The 22,434-nt window shown below is 54.7% G+C and carries 15 protein-coding genes, 2 tRNA genes and 4 pseudogenes; 10 read left to right on the top strand and 11 right to left on the bottom strand.

Features of this window, described 5'->3' with window-relative positions:
- Window positions 1–52 precede the first annotated feature (52 nt).
- Window positions 53–1,516: a GWxTD domain-containing protein gene (locus IPJ96_10935; GenBank protein MBK7910848.1), complete on the bottom strand. Its 1,464-nt coding sequence runs from the start codon at window positions 1,514–1,516 to the stop codon at window positions 53–55.
- Between the two features lie 120 nt (window positions 1,517–1,636).
- Between IPJ96_10935 and IPJ96_10930 the strand changes: the two genes are divergently transcribed.
- The 6 genes from IPJ96_10930 to IPJ96_10905 all read left to right on the top strand — a co-directional run bounded on the left by IPJ96_10930 (window position 1,637) and on the right by IPJ96_10905 (window position 5,818).
- Entirely contained in the window at window positions 1,637–2,842 is a 1,206-nt protein-coding gene (locus IPJ96_10930; protein ID MBK7910847.1) for a glycosyltransferase, read from the top strand.
- 64 nt (window positions 2,843–2,906) lie between these two features.
- Window positions 2,907–2,994 (top strand) — tRNA-Ser (locus tag IPJ96_10925).
- Window positions 2,995–3,200: 206 nt separating this feature from the next.
- Window positions 3,201–3,287, top strand: a tRNA-Ser gene (locus IPJ96_10920).
- Window positions 3,288–3,692: 405 nt separating this feature from the next.
- On the top strand, window positions 3,693–3,944 hold the full coding sequence (locus IPJ96_10915; GenBank protein MBK7910846.1) for a GIY-YIG nuclease family protein: 252 nt from the start codon (window positions 3,693–3,695) through the stop codon (window positions 3,942–3,944).
- Between the two features lie 169 nt (window positions 3,945–4,113).
- Entirely contained in the window at window positions 4,114–5,406 is a 1,293-nt protein-coding gene (locus IPJ96_10910) for an MFS transporter (GenBank protein MBK7910845.1), read from the top strand.
- Window positions 5,407–5,449: 43 nt separating this feature from the next.
- On the top strand, window positions 5,450–5,818 hold the full coding sequence (locus IPJ96_10905) for a CoA-binding protein (protein ID MBK7910844.1): 369 nt from the start codon (window positions 5,450–5,452) through the stop codon (window positions 5,816–5,818).
- Window positions 5,819–6,108: 290 nt separating this feature from the next.
- On the opposite strand, the gene rplS is transcribed toward IPJ96_10905, so the two are convergent.
- The 3 genes from rplS to IPJ96_10890 form a co-directional block, all read right to left on the bottom strand.
- A complete protein-coding gene (gene rplS / locus IPJ96_10900) occupies window positions 6,109–6,456 on the bottom strand; it encodes a 50S ribosomal protein L19 (GenBank protein MBK7910843.1) in 348 nt (115 codons plus the stop codon).
- A gap of 91 nt (window positions 6,457–6,547) precedes the next feature.
- On the bottom strand, window positions 6,548–7,237 hold the full coding sequence (gene trmD / locus IPJ96_10895; protein MBK7910842.1) for a tRNA (guanosine(37)-N1)-methyltransferase TrmD: 690 nt from the start codon (window positions 7,235–7,237) through the stop codon (window positions 6,548–6,550).
- A 6-nt stretch (window positions 7,238–7,243) separates the two neighbouring features.
- Window positions 7,244–8,101 carry a hypothetical protein gene (locus tag IPJ96_10890; GenBank protein MBK7910841.1) on the bottom strand — a complete coding sequence of 286 codons (858 nt, stop codon included), beginning with the start codon at window positions 8,099–8,101 and terminating at the stop codon, window positions 7,244–7,246.
- Window positions 8,102–8,245: 144 nt separating this feature from the next.
- Between IPJ96_10890 and IPJ96_10885 the strand changes: the two genes are divergently transcribed.
- The 4 genes from IPJ96_10885 to IPJ96_10870 are packed head-to-tail and all read left to right on the top strand — an operon-like array spanning window position 8,246 to window position 14,630.
- Window positions 8,246–8,713 (top strand): hypothetical protein, encoded by a 468-nt coding sequence (locus tag IPJ96_10885; GenBank protein MBK7910840.1) that lies wholly within the window; start codon window positions 8,246–8,248, stop codon window positions 8,711–8,713.
- Entirely contained in the window at window positions 8,710–12,084 is a 3,375-nt protein-coding gene (locus IPJ96_10880; protein MBK7910839.1) for a PKD domain-containing protein, read from the top strand. Before IPJ96_10885 ends, IPJ96_10880 begins: the two co-directional genes overlap by 4 nt.
- Window positions 12,084–13,352, top strand: coding sequence for a PKD domain-containing protein (locus tag IPJ96_10875; GenBank protein ID MBK7910838.1), 1,269 nt, complete (start codon window positions 12,084–12,086; stop codon window positions 13,350–13,352). The genes IPJ96_10880 and IPJ96_10875 overlap by 1 nt, the downstream gene beginning before the upstream one ends.
- Before the next feature lie 57 nt (window positions 13,353–13,409).
- Entirely contained in the window at window positions 13,410–14,630 is a 1,221-nt protein-coding gene (locus IPJ96_10870) for an alanine dehydrogenase (GenBank protein ID MBK7910837.1), read from the top strand.
- A gap of 7 nt (window positions 14,631–14,637) precedes the next feature.
- Here the strand turns inward: IPJ96_10870 and IPJ96_10865 are convergent, their stop codons facing one another.
- From IPJ96_10865 to IPJ96_10835, 7 genes and pseudogenes are all read right to left on the bottom strand, one after another.
- Entirely contained in the window at window positions 14,638–15,288 is a 651-nt protein-coding gene (locus IPJ96_10865) for a ribulose-phosphate 3-epimerase (GenBank protein ID MBK7910836.1), read from the bottom strand.
- Window positions 15,289–15,398: 110 nt separating this feature from the next.
- Complete coding sequence (locus IPJ96_10860) at window positions 15,399–16,262, bottom strand: sigma-70 family RNA polymerase sigma factor (GenBank protein MBK7910835.1); 864 nt, start codon at window positions 16,260–16,262, stop codon at window positions 15,399–15,401.
- A gap of 221 nt (window positions 16,263–16,483) precedes the next feature.
- A pseudogene (gene pnp, locus IPJ96_10855) lies at window positions 16,484–18,401 on the bottom strand (polyribonucleotide nucleotidyltransferase).
- 200 nt (window positions 18,402–18,601) lie between these two features.
- Window positions 18,602–18,855, bottom strand: a pseudogene (gene rpsO / locus IPJ96_10850) (30S ribosomal protein S15).
- A gap of 1 nt (window position 18,856) precedes the next feature.
- Window positions 18,857–19,778, bottom strand: a pseudogene (locus IPJ96_10845) (acetyl-CoA carboxylase carboxyltransferase subunit beta).
- A pseudogene (locus IPJ96_10840) lies at window positions 19,696–20,878 on the bottom strand (class I fructose-bisphosphate aldolase). Before IPJ96_10840 ends, IPJ96_10845 begins: the two co-directional pseudogenes overlap by 83 nt.
- A gap of 244 nt (window positions 20,879–21,122) precedes the next feature.
- Window positions 21,123–21,728 (bottom strand): BamA/TamA family outer membrane protein, encoded by a 606-nt coding sequence (locus tag IPJ96_10835; protein MBK7910834.1) that lies wholly within the window; start codon window positions 21,726–21,728, stop codon window positions 21,123–21,125.
- Window positions 21,729–22,434: the final 706 nt, after the last annotated feature.

Raw genomic sequence — 22,434 nt, 5'->3', positions numbered from 1 at the left:
AAAAACCCCTGCAAAGATGCAAGGGTTTTTGGAATGGCCTAACAGGCTCGGATTACTTCGGCATACGGAAGTTCTCTTTCGTCTGACTGCCGTAGGTATCGAACGAATTTCCCTGGTCCATATCGACGCCGAACTGCTGTGAACGGCTGTGAAGTTTCAGTTCCCAGTTCGGTTCCTGCAATTCTCCCCGGGCATCGGAATGGAGCAGACGATAAACGTTCGCCGACAGTTCGGTCGAGTAGAACACGAACTTCCGGTTTGTCTGATCACCGGCCTTGTAGTAATGCCAGATCTCGTAAGGGTAGGAGTTGGGATCGGTTGTTTCGGTGACGATCGTATTCGGAGGTCCGTACTGGAGATAAACGCGTCCACGGTCGGTTTCATAACCTTTCATGTTCCGTGTACCGAAGGAAGCGTTCACCTTCTGGACTTCCAATTGGTATTCCCGCCAGCCTTTTTCCGGATCCTCGGGTGCATGACGGCTCCAGAAATAGTTGACGTATTGTTGCATCGACCGGATATCGGAGATCTTCAACTGGGTCTCCGCGATCTGTAATTCGAGTTGGGAAGAAATCGGATAAAGACAATCAATGGCTTGGCGAAGCGTGTCTTCATAACTCAACAGCGAGGCAAACGTGCCTTCAACCGGAATAGCGGAGATGTTATCGGTGACGACCGGTTTTTCCAGCACATTGCTTCGCTGGAAAAAGGCGGTGCGCTGTCCGAGGACTTTGTTTTCCCGGTCGCGCACTTCGACAACCAACTGATAATTGCCGGACAAGAGTTTATCAATCGGCATTTCGATCATGACCGGAACTACATCGGCAGCGGAGACGCGTTTGAAGCCGGCGAAGTCCGTTTGAATGGCGTTGGATTCATGCTGTACAACAAAGTAGCGAACCAGGAAGTCGCCGCCGATCAGTTCTTTGGAACGATATACTTCGGCATAGAACCGAAGGGTCTGGATGTCCTTGGGGTAATAGGAATGAACATTCGGAATGAGGTCGAAACCGGACTTCGAGAATTTATTCTTTCCGTCGGAAGTTCTGATCGATTCCAGGAATTCGATATCCGAGATGCCGACTTGTTTGTCAGGAAAACGGAGGGTCAACGGCTGAACCACGGAGACCGGTTCGCCATCGGAGTTGTTGTCACGAATGCGGACCTCCAGTTTGTATTCGCCGGGAGCAAGCGGAACGCGAACCTGGTCGATGAAATCGGGGCTTACACTGATAACCGAAGTGTCGACCGCTGGTCCGAGGAGATTGTACTTGTCGAAATAGACGATCTGCTCTTCCTTGCTGAAGATCCACTGGACTTCAATGGAGGCCTGAAACTTCCCGTCGCTTAGCTGCCGGAGCCTGACGGAATTGCCCACCACGTTGAGATATGATTCGACATAAGGCGACTGACCCGGTGAATCAAACGCGGCCAGGTCCAGGTAAGCCTTGACACGACCCGCTGCGGCGGCCATCGTGGACCATAGCATGGCAAGTAACAGGATCCTGATTTTCATGGCGGTTGGGGTATGCTGTAAAGATACGAAAGGGGCTGGGGTTCAGTAGGGAAGACGGCTTTTTTAACAAGGGTGTGACGAAAGGAGACGACATCTTCACCCGATAGAAACCGCCTGAGTTTGACTATTTTTACGCGCCAGAACCGCATGTTTTTCTTCCTGCTTTCCGTTTTTCTGTTGAGTGCCGGACTAATCTGTTACTCGTATGTGCTATTTCCCCTGTACCTGGCGATCCGTTCCCGGGATAAAAGTTCCGGCACTGTTCAATTTACCAGGGACGCAGCGGCACTTCCGGGAATTTCCTTCATCATCGCCGCATACAACGAGGAACGCGTCATTGCAGAAAAGCTCGAAGCCCTCCTGGCCTCCGATTACCCCGAGGACCGGCTGGAGATACTGGTAGGTTCCGATGCCTCGTTTGACAGGACGAATTCGTTGCTCCGTGAATTTGCAAATCGTTCGCCCAGGATCCGGATCTTCCTTTTCCCCGAACGGAGAGGAAAGCCCTCCGTGGTGAACGACCTTGTTCGGGAAGCTCGCTTCCCGCTGCTCATCCTTACTGATGCCAATGTCATGCCCGAACCCGAAACCGCGTTCCGTCTCGTACGGCATTTCCGGGATGAGCGAATCGGATTGGTTGGGGCGAACATCCTCAACGTCGGTATGCGCCGCGACGGCATCTCGTTTCAGGAGAAGGCGTACATCGAGCGGGAGAATCTGATCAAGTACCACGAAGGGCTGGTCTGGGGTACGATGATGGGCCCGTTCGGGGGCTGCTACGCGTTACGACGATCCTTGTACCAGGATGTTCCGGCCACCAACCTGGTCGACGATTTCTACATCGCCATGCGAGTGATGGAGCAGGGGTATCGTTCGATCAACGAACTGGATGCGATCTGTTACGAAGATGTCTCCAACGACATGTACCAGGAGTACCGGCGCAAAGCAAGGATCTCCGCAGGCAATTTTCAGAATCTCTCCTTCTTCAAACGCTGGATCCTGCAGCCGTTGAACCCGATCGGATTCTGCTTTCTCTCGCATAAGGTCCTGCGTTGGTTCACGCCCCTGTTCATCCTGCTTTCCCTTTTCACCCTTGCCTGCCTTGCTTTTTACCAGCGCGAATGGGCGGTCTTGCTCACGGTGGAAGTGATCCTGCTGTTATCCCCGGCCTGGGAATGGAGCTTGCGCAAGTTCGGTTTGCACCTGAAGAGCGTGCGTTTTGTCGCTTATTTTGTCTTCATGAACATTGCCCTGGCCCAGGGGTACTTCCGCTACCTGGGCGGGGTGCGAAGCGGCATCTGGTCGCCTACACAGCGTAATCGCTGATTTTCACCTCAGTTGAAATGCTCGAAAAAGCCTTGGATTGGCCGGTATTTCCTATTTTCGCATCGGAGAGATGGCAGAGCGGTCGATTGCGGCGGTCTTGAAAACCGTTGAACCGCAAGGTTCCGGGGGTTCGAATCCCTCTCTCTCCGCCAACGTCCGCCGAAGCGCCTTAGCGCGTTGGCGGACGATTTTTTTTCTGTTGTTGCCTGGCCTGGAGTCTCATCTTTCTGTTGCCTAAAGCTTTTTCTTCAGGTAGCCAGCGCTTTAGCTCAGCGTCGAATCTCGAAACGACAAAGCCAATAAACCATTATTTTAAGGTAAATTCCTACCTTTGCGCCCCTCAGGAACCACGGGATACGGAGAGGTGTCAGAGTGGTCGAATGTGCCTGATTCGAAATCAGGTGTGCGGTCAAACGCACCGGGGGTTCGAATCCCTCCCTCTCCGCCTACGTCCGCCGAAGCGCTTTAGCGCGTAGGCGGACTTTTGCTTTACGCCCTAATCTCTGATCAAGGTCCACTTCATGCGGACTACGGCGGACGGGATCCAACTTCAAACTGCCGAAGCGCTTTAGCGCGTAGGCGGACATTTGCTTTACGCACTTAGCTCTGATGATGGTCCACTTCATGCGGACTACGGCGGACGGGATCCAACTTCAAACTGCCGAAGCGCTTTAGCGCGTAGGCGGACCTTTTACTTTGCACCATAAAATTTGGCCTTGGTCCAGTTCATGTGCACTTCGGCGAAGCCATCCATTCTTTTGTGCAGCACCAGACGTGCCAATTTCGTTTAATGAATTAAACCGATTATAGTGGTTTAGATGATGACTGATTAGGTTTTAATTTGTCCTTCGTGTGGTATTTCGTTTATATCCTAAAACTAAATGATGGTCGGCACTACGTCGGAAGAACGAGTGACCTTCGTGCTCGAGTCAAGCGACATCAGTCTGGTGGCAGTGTTTTTACCAGCAAACATCGACCTGTATCATTAATTTGGTGTGCAGCTTTTCAACAGAAAGAACGCGCGGTTCACTTTGAACATTACCTAAAGACGGGATCAGGAAGAGCGTTCGCACGGAAGCGGTTTATACCGAATTCCGAATGAGGAGCACGTCCTAGATGCAGATAGAAGAGTCGTGCCAGCAAGTTTGATGGATTCCCCTCATAACGCGTCTGCCAGTCTGTTGTGATGGCCAGGCGTGCGTGCCGGATCGACCCTTATTTTTCCGAAATAGCCCTTTTATTCTAATGCACCTTCCTGTATTTTGCATTCCATGAAACAACAGACCGCTATCCGTAGTCCGTTCAACCTGCTGGTCATTGTCGCTTCCCTGGGGTACTTTGTCGATATCTACGACCTGATCCTCTTCAATGTCGTCAAGAAGGAAAGCCTGCAGGCGCTTGGATTGGGGGATGGCGACTACGAGCGTAACGAGATCTTTCTCTTCAATTGCCAGATGATCGGAATGCTGCTGGGCGGTATTCTTTGGGGTGTGTTGGGTGATCGGAAAGGAAGGCTCTCCGTACTGTTCGGATCCATCTTGTTGTATTCGGCGGCCAACATAGCCAATGCGTTCGTTACCACCCTCGACAGCTACGCCGTGGTGCGCCTGCTGGCAGGACTGGGACTGGCAGGCGAACTGGGTGCCGGCATCACCCTGGTGGTGGAAACCATGAGCAAGGAAACCCGCGGCTATGGCACCATGATCATCGTGACCTTTGGTGCGTTGGGAGCAGTGTTTGCGTCCATCGTGGGAAAGGAGGGGGCGATCATGGCAAGCTGGTGCAACGAACACCTTGGAACGGCCCTGGTGGGTTGGCAAATGGCTTACCTCGTTGGCGGTTTGCTGGGATTATTCCTGCTCTTTTTACGTATCGGAACCATCGAGTCGGGCATGTATAAGAAGGTGAAAAGCGAATCGCACGTGCGACGAGGCGACTTCTTCGCCCTCTTCCGCAGCCGGACTTTGTTCTTCAAATACCTGAGCTGCATCTTCATCGGCTTGCCGATCTGGTACATCATCGGTATCCTGATCGCCTTGTCGGGTGGCATCACCAAAGAACTCGGGATTCCGGATGTGGTTACCGGTACGGCCATCATGTATGCATACATCGGACTTTCCTTCGGCGATCTGCTCAGCGGATTGTTCAGCCAGTTCTTCCGCTCTCGTAAGAAGGTGGTGATCGGATATATTTTGCTTTCCGTCGTCCTGGTCTGGCTGTTTCTATTTCCTTATTCCACCTCAACGGACTGGTTCTATCTCATGTGCTTCCTGCTCGGTTCGGCAACCGGATACTGGGCGCTCTTTGTCACCATCGCTTCGGAACAGTTCGGCACGAATATCCGGTCGACGGTCACCAATACGGTGCCCAACTTCGTCCGCGGTGCGGTCGTGCCAATAACCCTCTTGTATAAATTTCTGGAGCCATACTTTTCAACCAGCCCGACACCAAAGGTCTACAGCGCCTTGGTCGTGGGACTGATCTGTTCCCTGCTGGCACTGATCGGGATCCTGACGCTGCGCGACACCTTCAGCAAGGACCTGAACTACATCGAGGAATGCTGACGAACAGCATAGTGCCGGGCCTGGTTGTTCGGTATCTTTGTGCATGACCGTTTCTAAAAGAACCTTGGTCGTAGGGGCTTCCGAAAAGCCTGAACGCTATTCCAACAAGGCGATTCGTTCCCTTTTACTGCATGGCCACGAAGTACTGGCCCTTGCCCCACGACCGGGAAGGGTAGAAAATGTGGAGTTTCTCACCGGACAACCCGGCTTGACAGATCTGGATACGGTGACACTCTACCTGGGTGAAAAGGCGCAAGAAACTATGATGGACTACCTGCTGTCCCTTCGTCCACGCCGAATCATCTTCAATCCCGGAGCCGAGAATCCTGAACTAAAAAAGAAAGCGGAAGCGCTGGGTATCGAAACGGAAGAGGCGTGTACGCTGGTCTTGTTGGCTACAGACCAGTATTGAGGGACGAGGGACGAGGGACGAGGGACGAGGGACGAGGGACGAGGGACGAGGGACGAGGGACGAGGGACGAGGGACGAGGGACGAGGGACGAGGGACGAGGGAATCAAATTCAACCATTCAAGTTACAGGCAATTTCAGATCAGGACTTGGGATTCACTTTCAATTTTTACTCAACCCGAAACGCGAAACCCGAAACGCGGAACCATTAACCCGTCCGCCGCATCTCGTCCCTCAAAAAGAAAACCCCACACGCAGGTGCAGGGTTCTCAGAGAAATTTGAATCGGATATCTTAAGACTTCTTTTCTTCGATGCGGGCTTTTTTGCCGGAGATGCCGCGGAGATAGAAGATGCGGGCACGACGAACGATACCGCGCTTGTCGACTACGATCTTGTCGATCTTCGGTGATTGCAGCGGGAAGATACGTTCAACACCTACGCCGTTGGAAATCTTGCGAACGGTGAAGGTCTGGGCAAGTCCGGAGCCTTTGCGTTGCAATACCACACCCTGGTACTGCTGGATACGCTCCTTGTTACCTTCGATGATCTTATAGTAAACAGTCACCGTATCACCGGCTTTGAAGACCGGGTGCTCGCGCTTCACGATGATGTTTTCGGCGGCGATTTTAATCAAGTCCATGATTTTCAGCTATTTACGGCTTCGTTCGCCCGAAACCGGACGGCAAATATAGGGAATAATTCGTTTTAAAAAAGCCTCGAAATGGATTTTTTTACTCCTTTTCACGCCCTCTGAGGAGATCGGGTCGGCGTTGCCGGGTTCGCTCCACAGACTGCTGGTGCCGCCAATCGTCGATGCGGGCGAAGTTGCCGCTGAGCAGGATTTCCGGCACCGGCATCCCGCGAAAGTCCGCGGGTCGGGTGTAAACCGGTGGCGCCAGCAAATCGTCCTGGAAGGAGTCGGAGAGGGCGCTCGTTTCGTCATTGAGTACCCCCGGAAGCAGCCGCACGATCGCATCGGTGAGGACAGCAGCTCCCAACTCGCCTCCCGACAAGACGTAATCGCCGATCGAGATCTCGCGGGTGATCCAGCGGTCGCGGATGCGTTGATCAATCCCCTTGTAATGTCCACACAGGATCATGAGGTTGCCGCGCAGACTGAGTTCGTTGGCTATCTTCTGATTGAGCAGGTCACCATCGGGTGTCATGTAGATGATCTCGTCGTAGGTGCGCTGTTCCTGTAGATGTTCAATGCAGCGAACGATCGGTTCAGCCATCATGACCATACCCGCGCCACCGCCATAAGCGTAATCATCGACACTGCGGTGCTTGTCGAGTGAGAACTCCCGGATGTTGTTCAGGTGAATCTCCGCAAGCCCTTTCTGTTCCGCCCGTTTGAGGATGGAGTGGGAGAAGGGGCCTTCCAGCAATTCGGGAAGGATCGTCAGGATATCAATGCGCATGGGGAATCAGCGAATGCCCTCGAGTTTTTTCCTGATATCGGCCACCAGGTTTTTCTGATAACCGATCAATTCCTGCTTTATGGGAATGACGTTTCGGGTATTCTCGTCGATGGCCTTGTCCATGCGTTTGTTCTCGATCTCCTTGTCGTCAATATCGCCTTCCTTCGACTCCTTATCCTTTTCCAGTCTGCGCTTTTCCTTTTCGAGTTGCTTCAGTTTCTTTTCTTCGATATCGCGCATTTCGCCCTCCGGATACAAGGCGACTGTTTTTTTCTGATCGAGGATCTGCTGGCTCTTCATTTCCTGCTCGCGTTTGTTCTCTCCGATCTCGCTTTGTAAGCGATCAATGTCGCGCTTGTTTTCCCGGATCCTCTTTTCGGAATTCTCGTTGGCGTTTTCGAGCGACTTGAGTTCCTGTTCGTAGGTGTCCAGGGTGCGCTCCGCCTGTTTCAATTCGTCTTCGACCGCTTCCCGGTATTGTTGCACGCCGAATTCCCGCAACCAGGAGCGGACCAGCGCCGCCTTGGCATGTTCTCCGGTGAAGAAATTCTGGTCATCGGTACCAATAAAAAATTCGCCCAGGGTCGCGCCTGCTTCCTCCCGGAATCGGGCGTAGCTGATGAGCGAATCTTCGCCAAGTCCTTTCACCGGTCCCCGGTTCATGATCCACTCGTTACCTTCCAGCGATACGCTGTTTTTGGATTGACTGCGCACATATTTTTTCCATCCGCTCCCAAGTTCTTTTGGTTTGGCTTGTGGAATGCGAATGGCAAACCCCGGCTGCTCGCCCCGGCTCATGGGTGAACGGATGCCCACCACTTGCAGGGAGTCCTGTGCCCGCAACGCGGAAGCGGAAATCAGCATTAAAACGAGTATCAAAAGCCTTTTCATCATCCTGCGAAGATGCCATTTTTCCCCGGAATTTGCGTGCTACAGGTCATTGCTACTCTGCCGCCGGTCACGTATATTAGCTAACCCTGCGCAATACGAATCCCAATTCCTGAGAGCATGAAAATCCTGCGAATCCAGTTACTCTGGATCGGTTTATTCTTTTATCCCTTCTTTTCCGTTTGTCAGGCTCAGCAAACAGCTGATCCTACCAGTGGCATCCTGCCTGATTGGGTGCGGATGATGGACGATACGGCCGTTAACTACAACGATGCCGTCAAAGCCTTCGAAGCATTCTGGCAAGGACGCGAGAATCCGTTGGAAGAAATTGAAGAACGGGAAAAATATGGCTACAGTCCGGAGCGCGAAGCCGAGATCAGGGAAAAGTTACGCGAGCTGAGTCCGGAGGAAGCTTCCTGGCGACAGGAGATGATCTGGCAATGCAAGCGTTTCGAAGAATGGCAACGCGATGTAAAGCCATTCGTCCAGAACGACGGTCGCATCCTGACTCCCTCCGAACGCAAGGTCATGGAGGAAGAACGCAACCGGCAATTGAAGGCTGCTGAAGGAAAGGAGGGTAAGCGATGACACGCGTCTCCTGTCTGATCCTCTTCGTTATCCTGTTCGCTTTCACGTGGACATCCCGCGCGCAAACCGCATCCTGGACACCGCTGGCACCCGCGCTTTTTCCGACGAATGTAAGCGGACAAATACACGGTATCAGCCGGATTTCCCAGATGAAATTTCATCCGTCCAATTCATCCAAGCTGTACGCTGTGAGTGCAAGGGGCGGGTTATTCATCTCCTCCAACGGCAGTACGAGTTGGAGCCTGGCGCCCGGCTGCGATGCCATGCCAAACGGAACGCGCCTGGCGTCTGTTTGCATCGATCATACGAACGATCAGGTGCTCTATCTCGGCGGCGGTGATGCGAATTACTACTCCACCGGCAGCGGAGTCTGGAAGTCGACCAATGGCGGTACGACCTTTTCACAGACCGGCCTCACGTCCGGAGTGGTGGTCGAACTGCTGATGGATCCAACCAACAACAACATCCTGGTCGCAGCTACCAGCAACGGTATTTACAAGACCACCAACGGTGGCACCAACTGGACGTTAAAGTCGGGTGCGATGGCGTTTTACGATCTCGTGAAAAAGGCGAATGCGAGTTCGCGTGTCTTGTTTGCTACCGGAGCCAATACGCTGTGGCGTTCCACTGACTTCGGTGAGACCTGGTCGCAGGTTACAGCCGGTGTTTACCTGCCGGCAGGCTATACCAATACGGGTGCACGCATCGCGGTCACACCGGCCGATTCGAATTATGTCTACTTCGCGCTCGTTGCGAAGTACGGTACGATTTTCAGATCAACCGATGGGGGCATGAACTTCAGCGCGATGAAGGATACGGTAATGCCCAACCTGACCGGTTATGACAATGTGTTGTACGACGCCGGGCAAGGCAACTACAATGTGGCCGTTGGCGCTGATCTTACCAATCGCGATGTCCTCTGGTTCGTTGCCCATAACGTTTGGAAGTCCACCAACGGCGGAGCCGACTGGACACAGCAAACCAACTGGTGGGAAAAGGTACATACCGATATGCATCAGGTGGCGGTCAGCCCGTACAACACTTCCCAGTTGTGGAACATGAACGACGGCGGAGTATGGTTGAGCACCGATGGTGGAAATAACTGGACGCCGAAGAGTGACGGCATCTATGGATACGAGATCTATCATGGCTATACCAGCCCTACCCGTCGTGACGCGGTCAGTATCGGTACACAGGATAACGGGGAATTGTATTCCGTAAATGCCGCCTGGTATTGTAATCGTGGCGGTGACTGGACCTCGCCGATGTCGTTTGACTGTACCACTGGCAGTTCCCGGATCTACTACTATTCCAACGCAAAGCGCCGGGATGTGATAACCGGCGGAGAGAATAGCTACGGACTTGTGCCGACCAGTCTGCAGGATATCGCCTTTACGAAATCCAACCCGGATCTGGCTTTTGCCGGCAATCTCCAGGTCTATCGTACCACGAATCTCACCGCGGCATCCCCGACCTGGACCCAGATCGGCAACATCAACAAGACGATCATGGCCATGCACATCAGCACGGCCGATTCGAACCGATTGTATGTGATCACAAACGATCAGAATCTGTTCGTAAGCACCAACGCACTGAGCGGAAGTCCGACTTTTACCCAGATCGCGCTTCCATACGGTACCGGATCAAAGGCCGGGATCGTGTCCGTCAAAACCAATCCGGACATCCTCTACGCGGTGATGAATACACGGGTCTATCGTTCAACTAACAACGGTACCAATTGGACCAACATCAGCACAGGACTTCCTTCCGTTAACTGGAACGACATTCTCATCGACGAAAGTTCACCGTCGCAGGAATTGGTATTTGTCGCCGCGAGCAACAGTGTTTACTACAGAAAGGTATCTTCTTCCTCCTGGACGAATTACAGCAGCGGTTTACCTGCCCGAACCAACATCAATGACATCACCATCTTCGAAAACGGCACGAGCCAGGCTTTGCTGCGGGTGTCGACCTATGGCAGGGGCATGTGGGAAACGCCGTTCGAAAACCTTCGACCCCTGCAGGCTGTCCTTGCTGCCGACAAAACCGAGTTGTGCCCGGGCGGTACGGTGCAATTTTCGGATCTCTCGATCGGACTGCCGACCAGCAGGACCTGGACCTTCCCCGGCGGTACTCCATCCAGCAGCACCTCGTTGAACCCTTCGGTCACTTACAGCTCACCCGGAAAGTATGCCGTGACGCTCAGTGTCAGCAACGGTTCCGGGACCAGCAGTGTCACCAAAACCGCTTACATCACAACACTCGGTAAGAATTTGCCGGTGATCGAAACGATGGAGAGCACCGCTTTTCCTCCGGCGAACTGGTCGCTCTACGACGATGGTGCAGACCAGCGTGTATGGAAACGTTACGGCTCCGGTTCCTCGTATGGTGTTGGCTTCAGTTCCGCCGTGTTCGACAACTGGAATTACAACGCGCAAGGCAAGCGGGATGAATTGCGGACCTTTCCGATCGACCTGACGGAGTATGCCACCGCCCACCTCATATTCGATGTGGCGTATCAGTTGTATACCAACCCGTCTTACGTGGACTCGTTGCTCATCAAAGTGGCAACGAATTGCGGAACTAACTACCAGACCGTGTATCTCAAACCGGGGCCAACACTGGCTACGATTCCCACGATCGGTACATCTGCTTATTATCCAGCCGCCGGCGACTGGCGGACGGATACGGTCAACCTGAATGCCTTTGCCGGACAGAGCAACGTCATCGCCAGCTTTGTGAACATTGGACGTTACGGAAATTATCTTTACATCGACAAGGTGAGGGTAGAGGGGGACCATGTTCCGGTCAATCTTCAGCTCAAGACCTTTATCCAGGGTTTTTACCTCGGAGCGAATCAACAGGTGGCGGCTTTGAATCCAAGCGGAGCGCCGACTGTTTGTGACTCGATCACGGTGCTCTTGGCATCTGCAACCAGTCCGTATGCGTTTACCGATACAGTCAAGGCGTTGCTCATGACCAACGGTACGGTTACCGCCACGTTTCCCGGAAAGGTGTACGGAAATCAGTATTACATCGTACTGCGCCAACGCAATTCCCTTGAAACCTGGAGTGCCGTCCCCATCACCCTGGACGCCACCAACGTGAGCTATGATTTCACGCTATCCGCATCGAAGGCTTATGGGAATAATCAGCAGGTGATCGGCGGTGTGGCGACACTCTTCAGCGGTGATGTGAACCAGGACGGACTGATCGAGGCTTCGGATTATGCCCAGGAAGAAAATGGTGTCAGTCAGTTTCTCTTCGGGTATGTGCGCGAAGACCTCACCGGCGACCAACTGGTAGAAGCTGCCGATTACTCCCTCATCGAAAATAACCTCCTGTTATTCCTCTTCACCTCCCGACCCTGATGCTTTCCCGATCGTTACTCTTCGCCGGCCTGGCTGTGTTGCTGTTTTCCGGAACTGCCCTGGCCCGTACGTTTCGTGTCTTGTTCATCGGCAACAGCTATGTAGCCGTGAACGACCTTCCCAACCAGTTGCGTAACTTTTGTCTGGCTGCAGGCGATACACTGATCGTCGATTCCAGCGCTCCCGGCGGCTACACCTTTGAGGCGCACAGCACCGATGCCACCACCTTGCAGAAGATCGCCGCCGGTGGTTGGGATTTCGTCATTCTTCAGGAGCAAAGCCAGCGTCCGGCATTCCCGCCTTCCCAGGTGGAACAGGAGGTTTATCCGTTTGCACAGGTACTCGACAGCCTCATTCACGTGAGCAATCCCTGTGCAAAGACCGTCTTCTTCATGACCTGGGGGCGCAAGTACGGAGACCAGTCGAATTGTGCGTTCTATCCGGTGATCTGCACCTACGAGGGCATGCAAATGCGCTTGCGCGAATCGTATGTGGAGATGGCCGACGACAATCAGGCCCTCGTAGCGCCGGTGGGTATGGCCTGGCGCGCGAGTTGGTACGCCGACAGCACGCTCAACTTATGGTCCGGTGATAACAGCCATCCCAGCATCGACGGTACCTACCTGGCAACCTGCGTATTCTATGCCACCCTGTTCGGAGCGACTCCTGTCGGGAATACCTATACTGCCGGTATTGCCACGGCCAGGGTTCAACACTACCAGCAGATCGCGGCTTCGGTGGTGAACGACAGTGCTTCCACCTGGAACATCGGGGAGTTTGAACCACAGGCCGGCTTTGGCTACAGCGCTTTGGGCAATGGCCTCTTCCAGTTTACCGATCAGTCCGACAACGCGCAATCGATATCCTGGGATTTCGGAGATGGCGGTGTTTCCACTCAGGCAAGTCCGTCGCATACGTATACCGCAACCGGAATCTATACGGTCACCCAGGTGGTGAGTGACGGCTGCACATCCGATACCTCCGTTCAAACCGTCAATGTTTCCCTGATCGGAATCGAGGAAGCGGAATCCGTCGACATCCTTGTTTTCCCGAATCCGGTTGCTGACATGCTTCGGGTACGCTTCAATGGGCTGGTCGTACCGGAACGCTGGGCGCTCTACACCTTCGACGGACGATTGGCCATGGAAGGCAGGTTCACCGGGCAAGCCGATGCGGTACTGGACCTGAGCGCCTTACCGGCAGGCTCGTACGAATTGCTGCTTCAACAGGGTGATAAACGATTTCGAAAGAGCCTTTTTAAGCGATAGGCCGGCTTTTTTCCTGCATCGGAAGGGCGTACCTTTGCAGGCCCCTTTCCAGTACGTATGAAGCCGATCAAGTTGGGTATTATCCGCGAGGGCAAGATCCCCCGCGACAAACGCGTTCCGTTTACTCCCGAACAATGCCAACAACTGCGGGAGCTTTTTCCGCATGTCACCATTGTGGTGCAACCCAGCGACTGGCGTTGTTACACCAACGCCGAATACGAGGCAGCCGGCATTGCTTTACAAGAGGATGTTTCGGATTGTGATATCCTGATGGGTATCAAGGAAGTTCCTAAATCTGAGCTGATCCCCGGAAAAACGTACCTCTTCTTCTCACACACCATCAAGAAGCAACCGCACAACCGCGGATTGCTGCAGCACATCCTGCGGGAGAAGATCCGGCTGGTCGATTACGAGTGCCTGGTCGACCGGAACGGCAACCGCATCATCGGCTTCGGTCGCTATGCCGGCATCGTAGGCGCCTACAACGGCATCATGGGATACGGGCTGAAGTACGGGCTGTTCAACCTGAAGCCCGCGCACCTCTGCCACGACAAGAAGGAACTCTTCCGCGAACTGCGGAAGGCCCACATGTCGAACCTCAAGATCGTCATCACCGGCGGTGGTCGCGTAGCGAACGGCGCTTGTGAGACGATGGGCGCCATCAACCTGCGCAAGGTCACGCCCTATGAATTCCTGAACTACACCTTCCGCGAGCCGGTCTATGTACAGTTGCATTCGGAAGACTACTACGTCCGAAAGGACGGCGGCACCTTCATCGGTTCCGATTTCCACAAACATCCGGAAGACTTCCGCAGCACCTTCAGCGACGAACGTTCGTTCGCTTCGGTCACCGACCTGCTCATCCATTGCACGTACTGGGACCCCAAGGCCGACATCCTGTTCACCCTCGACCGGATGAAACAGCCGGACTTCCGGATCAGCGTCATCGCCGACGTGACCTGCGACATCAACGGCAGCATTCCGTCCACGACGCGGGCCACGACCATCGACGATAAGTTCATGGGCTATGACCCGGTGAGCGAACGGGAAACGGAGCCGTTCTCCAAGGAGGCGATCACCGTGATGGCCATCGACAACCTTCCCTGCGAACTGCCGCGGGATGCTTCAGACGGATTTGGCAAACACCTGCTCGAGCGCGTCATGCCGAGCCTTTTGGGCGACGACAACGATGGCGTCGTGGAGCGCGCGACGATCGCCGGAAACGGCGAACTCACAAGCCGGTTCGAATACCTGAAAGATTACGTAGCGGGAGCCTGATCCCGCATCAGCCGATCGCCTTGAGGTCGGCGATGGTGCGCAACGGGTCGGGGGAGGAGAAGACCGTATTGCCGGCAACCAGCACATCGGCTCCTGCCCGTACCAGCGCGCCGGCATTCGCCAGGTCCACCCCGCCATCCACTTCGATCTTCGCTTTGGAATTGCGCCGCGCGATCATGTTGCGCAGCTTTTCGATCTTTTCGTAGGTCCGCTCGATGAACTTCTGTCCGCCGAAGCCGGGATTGACACTCATCACCAGCACCAGGTCGAGGTCCTGTACGATGTCGTCGAGCAGTTCGACGGAGGTGTGCGGGTTGATGCTCACGCCCGGCGCCATGCCGGCCGCGCGGATCTCCTGCACGGTACGGTGGAGGTGAGGGCAGGCTTCGTAATGAACGGTCAACACTTCGGCGCCGGATTCCCGGAAGCGGGTGATGTACCGCTCCGGTTGCACGATCATCAGGTGCACGTCGAGCGGCTTGCGCGCGTGCTGGCGGATGGCGTTCAGCACCGGGAACCCGAAGGAGATGTTCGGCACGAAGACCCCGTCCATGATGTCGATGTGGAACCAGTCGGCTTCGCTGCGGTTGATCAGTTCCACGTCTCGCTGGAGGTTGCCGAAATCGGAGGAGAGTATGGAAGGGGCTATGAGGGGCATGGGGCAGGTGCTATCGTGTGGTGAAATTACGGATAACATCGAAAAAGGCAGGAAACAAAAAAAGAGGGCTTTTGCGCCCTCTTTTGCCTCGGATGTCCGCCGCAGGCGGATCAACCCAGGTAGGTCTTCAGGATCTTGGAACGGGAGGTATGCTTCAGCCGGCGGATTGCCTTTTCCTTGATTTGGCGTACGCGCTCACGGGTAAGGTCGAAACGTTCGCCGATCTCTTCGAGGGTCATCGGCTGTTCGCCGGCCAGTCCGAAGTAGAGGCGGATGACATCGGCTTCGCGGGTGGTGAGCGTATAGAGTGCGCGTTCCACTTCGCGGCGAAGCGATTCCTTGATGAGCGTATGGTCGGGGTTCGGCTGGTCGTCGTCGCCGAGTACGTCCATCAGCGTGCTGTCCTCGCCCTGTTGCAGGGGAGCGTCCATGCTCACGTGACGGCCCGAGGTACGCAGGGCTTCCTTGATGTCGTCGATGTTCATCGACATCGCCTCGGCGATCTCTTCCGGCGACGGTTCGCGCTCGTATTCCTGCTCGAGCTTGGAAAAGGTCTTGTTGATCTTGTTGATCGACCCGATCTTATTCAGGGGAAGGCGCACGATACGCGACTGTTCGGCCAGTGCCTGGAGGATGGACTGACGGATCCACCATACGGCATAGGAGATGAACTTGAAACCACGGGTCTCGTCGAAACGTTGGGCCGCTTTGATCAGGCCCAGGTTGCCTTCGTTGATGAGGTCGCCCAGGGTAAGTCCCTGGTTCTGGTATTGTTTTGCCACGGATACCACGAAACGAAGGTTGGCCTTGGTGAGGCGTTCCAGTGCTTTGGCATCACCTTTCTTGATGAGTTGGGCGAGGCGTACTTCTTCTTCCGCCGTAATCAGCTCGACACGGCCGATTTCCTGTAAATACTTGTCTAAAGAGGCGGTCTCCCGGTTGGTGACCTGCTTGGTGATTTTTAACTGACGCATGCTCCCTCGCTTTCTGACTTAAAAGAATATGGTCGTGAAACGGGAGGATATTCAATTAGTTTCAGATTTTAAGCGGAATAACGGTCCTGCCTGCCCATTGTAAGGTTTCCCGGCCTTTGCGGACGACTTCATGACCGACACCTAAAAACCGCGAAAAAAAATCAAAATCAACACCAATGCTGAGGATAATTTCTAGTTGTCGAATCTTGAATTGGTTGATTTCAATAAGATGCGGAGTGCTTCGGATCGGTTAGCACACGGATGACACGGATATTTAACACCTTCCGCGAGAGGCGGAACTTGCCGGTCTTCTTGTCGATGTCGATCAGTTTGACCTTGATCTTTTCGCCTTCTTTGAAGACATCCTTCATGGAATCGAGACGCTCCAGCTGATCTCGGAGATGTGGAGCAGGCCGTCTTTACCCGGCAGGAATTCCACAAACGCGCCGAAGTCCATGATGTTCTTCACTTTGCCTTCGTACACTTCGCCGATATCAGGAACCTGGACGATGGCCTTGATGCGCGCCTTGGCCGCTTCGATGCCGGCCTTGTCGCTCGACGCGATCTCGATGATGCCTTCGTTGTTGATCTCTTCGATGGAAATCTGCGTGTTGGTCTCGCGCTGCATTTCCTGGATGACCTTGCCACCCGGTCCAATGACACCGGCATGCCTGGTGCAGGGCGGCCAGCATGATGTCGAAGGAAAGACCTGGATCTTGAGGTCCATCTGACAGGCAGTGATGCCTTTCGACGTACCCGGACTTTGAAATCCATGTCGCCGAGGTGGTCTTCGTCGCCCAGGATGTCGCTGAGTACCGCGTGGCGGCCTTCCTTGTTCATGATCAGACCCATCGCGATGCCCGAGACGGGACTCGTGATCCGGATGCCGGCGTCCATCAGCGCGAGCGTGCCGGCGCAGACGGTGGCCATGGAGGAGGAGCCGTTCGACTCGAGGATATCAGATACGATACGGACCGTGTAGGGATTCTCGGTATCGCCGGGCAGTACTTTCTTGAGGGCGCGCATGGCCAGGTTGCCGTGGCCGATCTCGCGGCGGGCCGGAGCGCGGTTGGCTTCACTTCGCCGGTTGAGAAACCGGGGAAGTTGTGGGAGCATGAACTTGGTCGAACCTTCGTACATGGCCACGTCGATCATCTGCTCGTCGAGCTTGCTGCCGAGGGTGACGGTCGTGAGCGACTGCGTCTCGCCGCGGGTGAAGATCGAGAACCGTGCGGGGAGGAGGTAATCCACTTCGCACCAGATCGGACGGATGTCGGTGCTCTTGCGGCCGTCGAGGCGGATGCCTTCGTTGATGATGCAGTTACGCATCGCGTCGCTCTCGATGTCGAAGTAGTAACGGTCGACGAGCGGCTTCAGCTCGTCACGTTGCTCTTGGGGATGGACGCGATGAAGGCTTCTTGATCTTCGAGAAGGCTTCGCTGCGCTCGTGCTTGTTCAGGTTGGCCGAACGGGCGATGGCGTACACCTGGTCGTAGAGTTCTTTCCGCATGCGCTCGCGGAGGCTTCGTCGTTGGTCTCGTGCGAGTAAACGCTTGGGCTTGCTTCCGGCCATTTGGCGCAGCTCTTCCTGCACTTCACACTGCTTGACGATGGCCAGATGCGCGAAGCGGATGGCTTGAGCATCTCTTCTTCGCTCACCTGTTCCATTTCACCTTCCACCATCACGATGGAGTCCTTCGAACCGGCTACGATCAGGTCGATGTCGGCCTTCGCGAGCTCATCGGTGTAAGGATTGATCACGAACTTGCCGTCGATGCGCGCGACGCGCACTCGGAGATCGGACCGTTGAACGGAATGTCGGAGATGGTAATGGCTGCGGAAGCCGCAAAGCCGGCGAGGGCGTCGGGCTGGACGTTCTTGTCGCCGAGATGAGGGTGACCATCACCTGGGGTGTCGGCATGGTAGTCATCCGGGAACATCGGACGCAGGGCGCGGTCGATCAGTCGGGAGATGAGGATCTCATATTCCGACATGCGGCTTTCGCGCTTGAGGAAGCCGCCGGGGAAACGTCCGACAGCGAGAATTTTTCCTGGTAGTCGACGGTCAGCGGAAGAAAGTCCGCGCCGGCTTTGGGTTCCGTATTGAGACCACGGTGGCGAGCAACATGGCATCGCCCATGCGTACAACGACGGATCCGTCGGCCTGCTTCGGCCAGACGTCCCGTTTCGATCGTGACCTTTACGGCCATCGCCGAGGTCGAATTCTTTTGATAATTGCTTTCTGTGACATAGTACCGCTTTGTGCCTCGTTAAAAACAGAAAGGCAAACCACCTGGCTGCCTTTTCCGAATCTGAGGATCTTTGAATTATTTTCAATGTTTATTCCGCGATGATCTTCCGGTAACGATTGATATCGTTCTTGTGAAGATAGTCGAGCAGGCCCGGCGCTTACCGACGAGGCGGATCAGCGCGCGCTGGGTCGAGAAGTCTTTTCTTCGCAACCTGCATGTGCTCGGTCATATGGGTAATGCGCTCGGTGAAGAGGGCGATCTGTCCTTCTGCCGTACCGGTATTGGTCTCGGCGCCACCGAACTTCTTGAAATCTGCTTTTTCGCTTCAGTTGTCAGCTTCATGTTACTTCCTCGAATACTTAAGGGTCAATAAACGAGGTGCAAATGTACGAAAATTTCCAGAATAGCTAGACTTCCCGATTAATTTTTTCAGGAAGCCAAGGAGTTGGGCCAGCTTGGCCTTGAGCTCCCGGCGGTCGACGATAAAGTCCAAAAACCGTGTTCCAGCACGAATTCGGCGGTTTGGAAGCCTTTGGGGAGGTCTTTTCCGATGGTTTTCTTTCATAACCCGTGGACCAGCGAAGCCGATCAGAGCGCCCGGTTCGGCGATGTTCAGGTCGCCCAGCATGGCGTAGGAAGCCGTGACACCACCGGTGGTGGGATCGGTCAATAAAGAGATGCAGGGGAATGCCGGCATCCGACAGCAGGGTCAGCTTGGCGGAGGTCTTGGCCATCTGCATCAGGGAAAGGCGGCTTCCATCATGCGGGCGCCGCCGGATTTGCTGATGATAGTAACGGAATCCGGTGCTCCAGGCTGTGGTCGATCGCGCGGGCGATCTTTTCACCGACCACCGAGCCCATCGAGCCGCCGATGAAGCTGAAGTCCATACAGGCGATCACGAGGTCTTGTCCATTCACTTTGCCGACACCGGTGCGGATCGCGTCCTGGAGTCCGCGCTTGCGCTGGGACTCTTTGATGCGGTCGGTGTACTTCTTCGTGTCGACAAATTGAGCGGATCTTCCGAGCTGAGGTTGGGGAAGAGTTCGGAAGAGGTGTTCTCGTCGAACAGGATCTCAAAGTATTCGGCGGAACCGATACGGTCGTGGTAACCGCACTGGTCGCATACGTACATGCGCGCGGCGTGGTCCTTGGTTGGGACGATGTTCTTGCACGAAGTACACTTATGCCAAAGACCTTCCGGCGTTTCCTTCTTCTCCTTGGTGGAAGTGGTGATGCCTTCTTTGATGCGTTTGAACCAGGACATGTCGTTTGGGCTTTACAACGGCTGTTCGGCGTGGAGAATGATCAGGCGATGGTGATATCCTTGACAGGTAAACGTCCTGAATGGCGTTGAGCAGGGCAACTCCTTCCGTCATCGGCTTCTGGAAAGCCTTCCGACCGGAGATCAGTCCCTTGTCCGCCCGCCCGCTTGTTGATGACCGCGGTGGTTACGGCTTCGGAAAGGTCGCTCGCGCCTTTGGATTCGCCGCCGGAATTGATGAGGCCCATGCGGCCCATGCAGCAGTTGGCTACCTGGTAGCGGGCAAAGATCGATCGGATGATCGGGACTGAGTTCGCTGTACACTTTCGGATGCGTCTTGCCGAATGCGACAGCCGTATAACCGCCGTTGTTGGTCGGCAGTTTCTGCTTAATGATATCGGCCTGTATCGTTACGCCGAGGTGGTTGGCCTGACCGGTCAGGTCGGCGGCGGAATTGATAGTCTTTTCCGTCCTTCTTGAAGCCGGGGTTACGCAGGTAACACCAGCAGAATGGTCGCCGTACCAAGTTCGTGCGCGTATTCGAATGCTTCGCTCACTTCTGGATCTGGCGGGCCGACTCATCGGAACCGAAATAGATCAGCTCCTACGGCGACAGCGCCCATGTTCCAGAGCTCCTGCACGGTGCCGAACATGATCTGGTCGAACTTGTTCGGGTACGAAAGGAATTCGTTGTGGTTGATCTTGACGATGAATGGGATCTTGTGCGCGTACTTGCGCGAAACGGAGGCAAGCACACCATAGGTGGAAGCAACGGCATTGCAGCCGCCCTCGATCGCGAGCTTCACGATGTTCTCCGGATCGAAGTAGATCGGGTTCGGCGCGAAGGATGCACCGGCCGAATGTTTGATACCCTGTCCACCGGCAGAATGGAAACGTAACCGGTGTCTTTCAGACGACCGTGTCCATACAAGGCCTGCAGACTGCGGATGACCTGGTTGCTATGGTTGGTAGGGGCGAAGATGCGATCCGGGGAAATCGGGTCCCGGAAGATGAAGGTGTTCTTTGGAAATGGTCTTGGACTGGTGGTTCAGCAGGCTCTCAGCGCCGGCTCCCAGCAACTCAGCGATTTTCGTAGATGACATAGTGGTGTGCATGCTTTTGTGAATGGCGGTAAAGGTAGGATTTATTGTGGAATTGGGTGGGGGAGAACAGTGAACAGTAAACAGTGAACAGTGATTGGGGACTTGTGATTAGATATTCGTGATTTGTGATTAATAATCAACCACCAATAGCTAGTAACAAATATCCAATCACCAGTCACCAATAACTAACCACGAACAACCCGAAACTCGAAACTCGAAACTCGAAACGCGAAACCCGGAACCATCAGAAGGGGTACCCGATCGCCAGGTTCGGAACAATGTCGCCGATGACGAATTTTTGGTTGGGATAGACCCAGCGTTCTGACAGGTCGAGGGATGGATCGTGCGGTTTGACGGCCATGTCGAGGCGGAGGATGAAGAAGGAGAAGTTGAAGCGCATGCCCAATCCGCCGCCGATGCCGAGCTCGCGTGCGAAGGTGGAGATGCGGAACTGCGATCCCGGCCGGCTCGCGTCTTCGTTTCGTGTCCAGACGTTGCCGGCATCGACGAATGCCGCACCTTCCAAGATGGTGGAGCCGAAGAGTTGGAGGAGGAAGGAACGGTACTGGTTATTGGCTTCGAACCTGAAATCACCGCTCTGTTCGATGTTGAGCGATTCATTGTAAGAGCCCGGACCCAGTGTACGCGCTCCAGGCTCTGACACTGCTGGCGCCGCCGGTGAAGAAGCTTTTTTCTCGAAATCTTGCAACGCCCGGGAATTCCCGTACGGCAAGCCAATGCCGGTTGCAACGCGATATACGAGGGTGTTGTTCCTGTTGAGGATGTGGTGGTAGCCTGAAGATCCACATCCGGCTTGATGTACTGCGAAACTTGATGCCGGAAAATACATAGCTGCCTTCTTCGTTCCGTTCCCAGTTAAACGGGAGCAGATGCCGCGCTGACCAGCCCCGACATTTCAAAGTTGCGCGCAGGAACCAAAAACTCTGGTTAGGCCGAATCTCTGGTCGGTGTACAACCGGAAAAGCGCGCGGCCGATGAGGTGATTTCGTAGCTGTACCGTAAGCGCGGGTCCTGCAGGCTGGTCGAGTCGAGCCCTGGAAACCCAGACTCGAGTGGCATAAACGAGTTCAGTTCGAACGGAAAAACGGAGGACCGTTGGTGTTGTTGAACCGCGCCATTGGTAGCCAAAGGAGGGGTAGTGGTTAAGGATGGACCGGCGGGAAGTCGGGACGGTCCTGTACTGAATCCGGTTGTCAGCGTCGACCTCGATTAAGTAACGGGAAGTGCTACGTGCCATGAAACCCGGCAACAGAAATTTCTTGAAAGACAGCGACACTTCCGGCCCGATCTCGTAGGTGTTGAACAGGAGTCGCTTGGTTTGGACTGTCGGAGAAGTTGGGAAGGGCTTCGAGCGCGCCCTTTATCCGGAATTCAAACACTTCGGCTCCGCGGAATACGTTCTTGTTCCGGGTAACCCAGGGATCCCGCAATTCCCAAGTTGCCTCCCGGTATGCGTCGCCTCCGTTTCGAGCGTGAAGTCCTGCTTGTCGAGCGGGAGTCAACTGGATGATCGCATCGAGTTGACGACGACCGGA

This window comes from Bacteroidota bacterium, from assembly GCA_016713765.1.
Lineage (GTDB): Bacteria > Bacteroidota > Bacteroidia > AKYH767-A > 2013-40CM-41-45 > Pollutiaquabacter > Pollutiaquabacter aromativorans.
This window is presented reverse-complemented; position numbering and strand designations above follow the sequence as displayed.

What these genes read in the sequence shown, in the direction of transcription:
- IPJ96_10935 (MBK7910848.1), bottom strand. Translation starts at nt 1,516, where the DNA reads ATGAAAATCAGGATCCTGTTACTTGCCATGCTATGGTCCACGATGGCC.
- IPJ96_10910 (MBK7910845.1), top strand. Translation starts at nt 4,114, where the DNA reads ATGAAACAACAGACCGCTATCCGTAGTCCGTTCAACCTGCTGGTCATT.
- IPJ96_10905 (MBK7910844.1), top strand. Translation starts at nt 5,450, where the DNA reads ATGACCGTTTCTAAAAGAACCTTGGTCGTAGGGGCTTCCGAAAAGCCT.
- rplS (MBK7910843.1), bottom strand. Translation starts at nt 6,456, where the DNA reads ATGGACTTGATTAAAATCGCCGCCGAAAACATCATCGTGAAGCGCGAG.
- trmD (MBK7910842.1), bottom strand. Translation starts at nt 7,237, where the DNA reads ATGCGCATTGATATCCTGACGATCCTTCCCGAATTGCTGGAAGGCCCC.
- IPJ96_10890 (MBK7910841.1), bottom strand. Translation starts at nt 8,101, where the DNA reads ATGCTGATTTCCGCTTCCGCGTTGCGGGCACAGGACTCCCTGCAAGTG.
- IPJ96_10885 (MBK7910840.1), top strand. Translation starts at nt 8,246, where the DNA reads ATGAAAATCCTGCGAATCCAGTTACTCTGGATCGGTTTATTCTTTTAT.
- IPJ96_10880 (MBK7910839.1), top strand. Translation starts at nt 8,710, where the DNA reads ATGACACGCGTCTCCTGTCTGATCCTCTTCGTTATCCTGTTCGCTTTC.
- IPJ96_10875 (MBK7910838.1), top strand. Translation starts at nt 12,084, where the DNA reads ATGCTTTCCCGATCGTTACTCTTCGCCGGCCTGGCTGTGTTGCTGTTT.
- IPJ96_10870 (MBK7910837.1), top strand. Translation starts at nt 13,410, where the DNA reads ATGAAGCCGATCAAGTTGGGTATTATCCGCGAGGGCAAGATCCCCCGC.
- IPJ96_10865 (MBK7910836.1), bottom strand. Translation starts at nt 15,288, where the DNA reads ATGCCCCTCATAGCCCCTTCCATACTCTCCTCCGATTTCGGCAACCTC.
- IPJ96_10860 (MBK7910835.1), bottom strand. Translation starts at nt 16,262, where the DNA reads ATGCGTCAGTTAAAAATCACCAAGCAGGTCACCAACCGGGAGACCGCC.
- IPJ96_10835 (MBK7910834.1), bottom strand. Translation starts at nt 21,728, where the DNA reads ATGTATTTTCCGGCATCAAGTTTCGCAGTACATCAAGCCGGATGTGGA.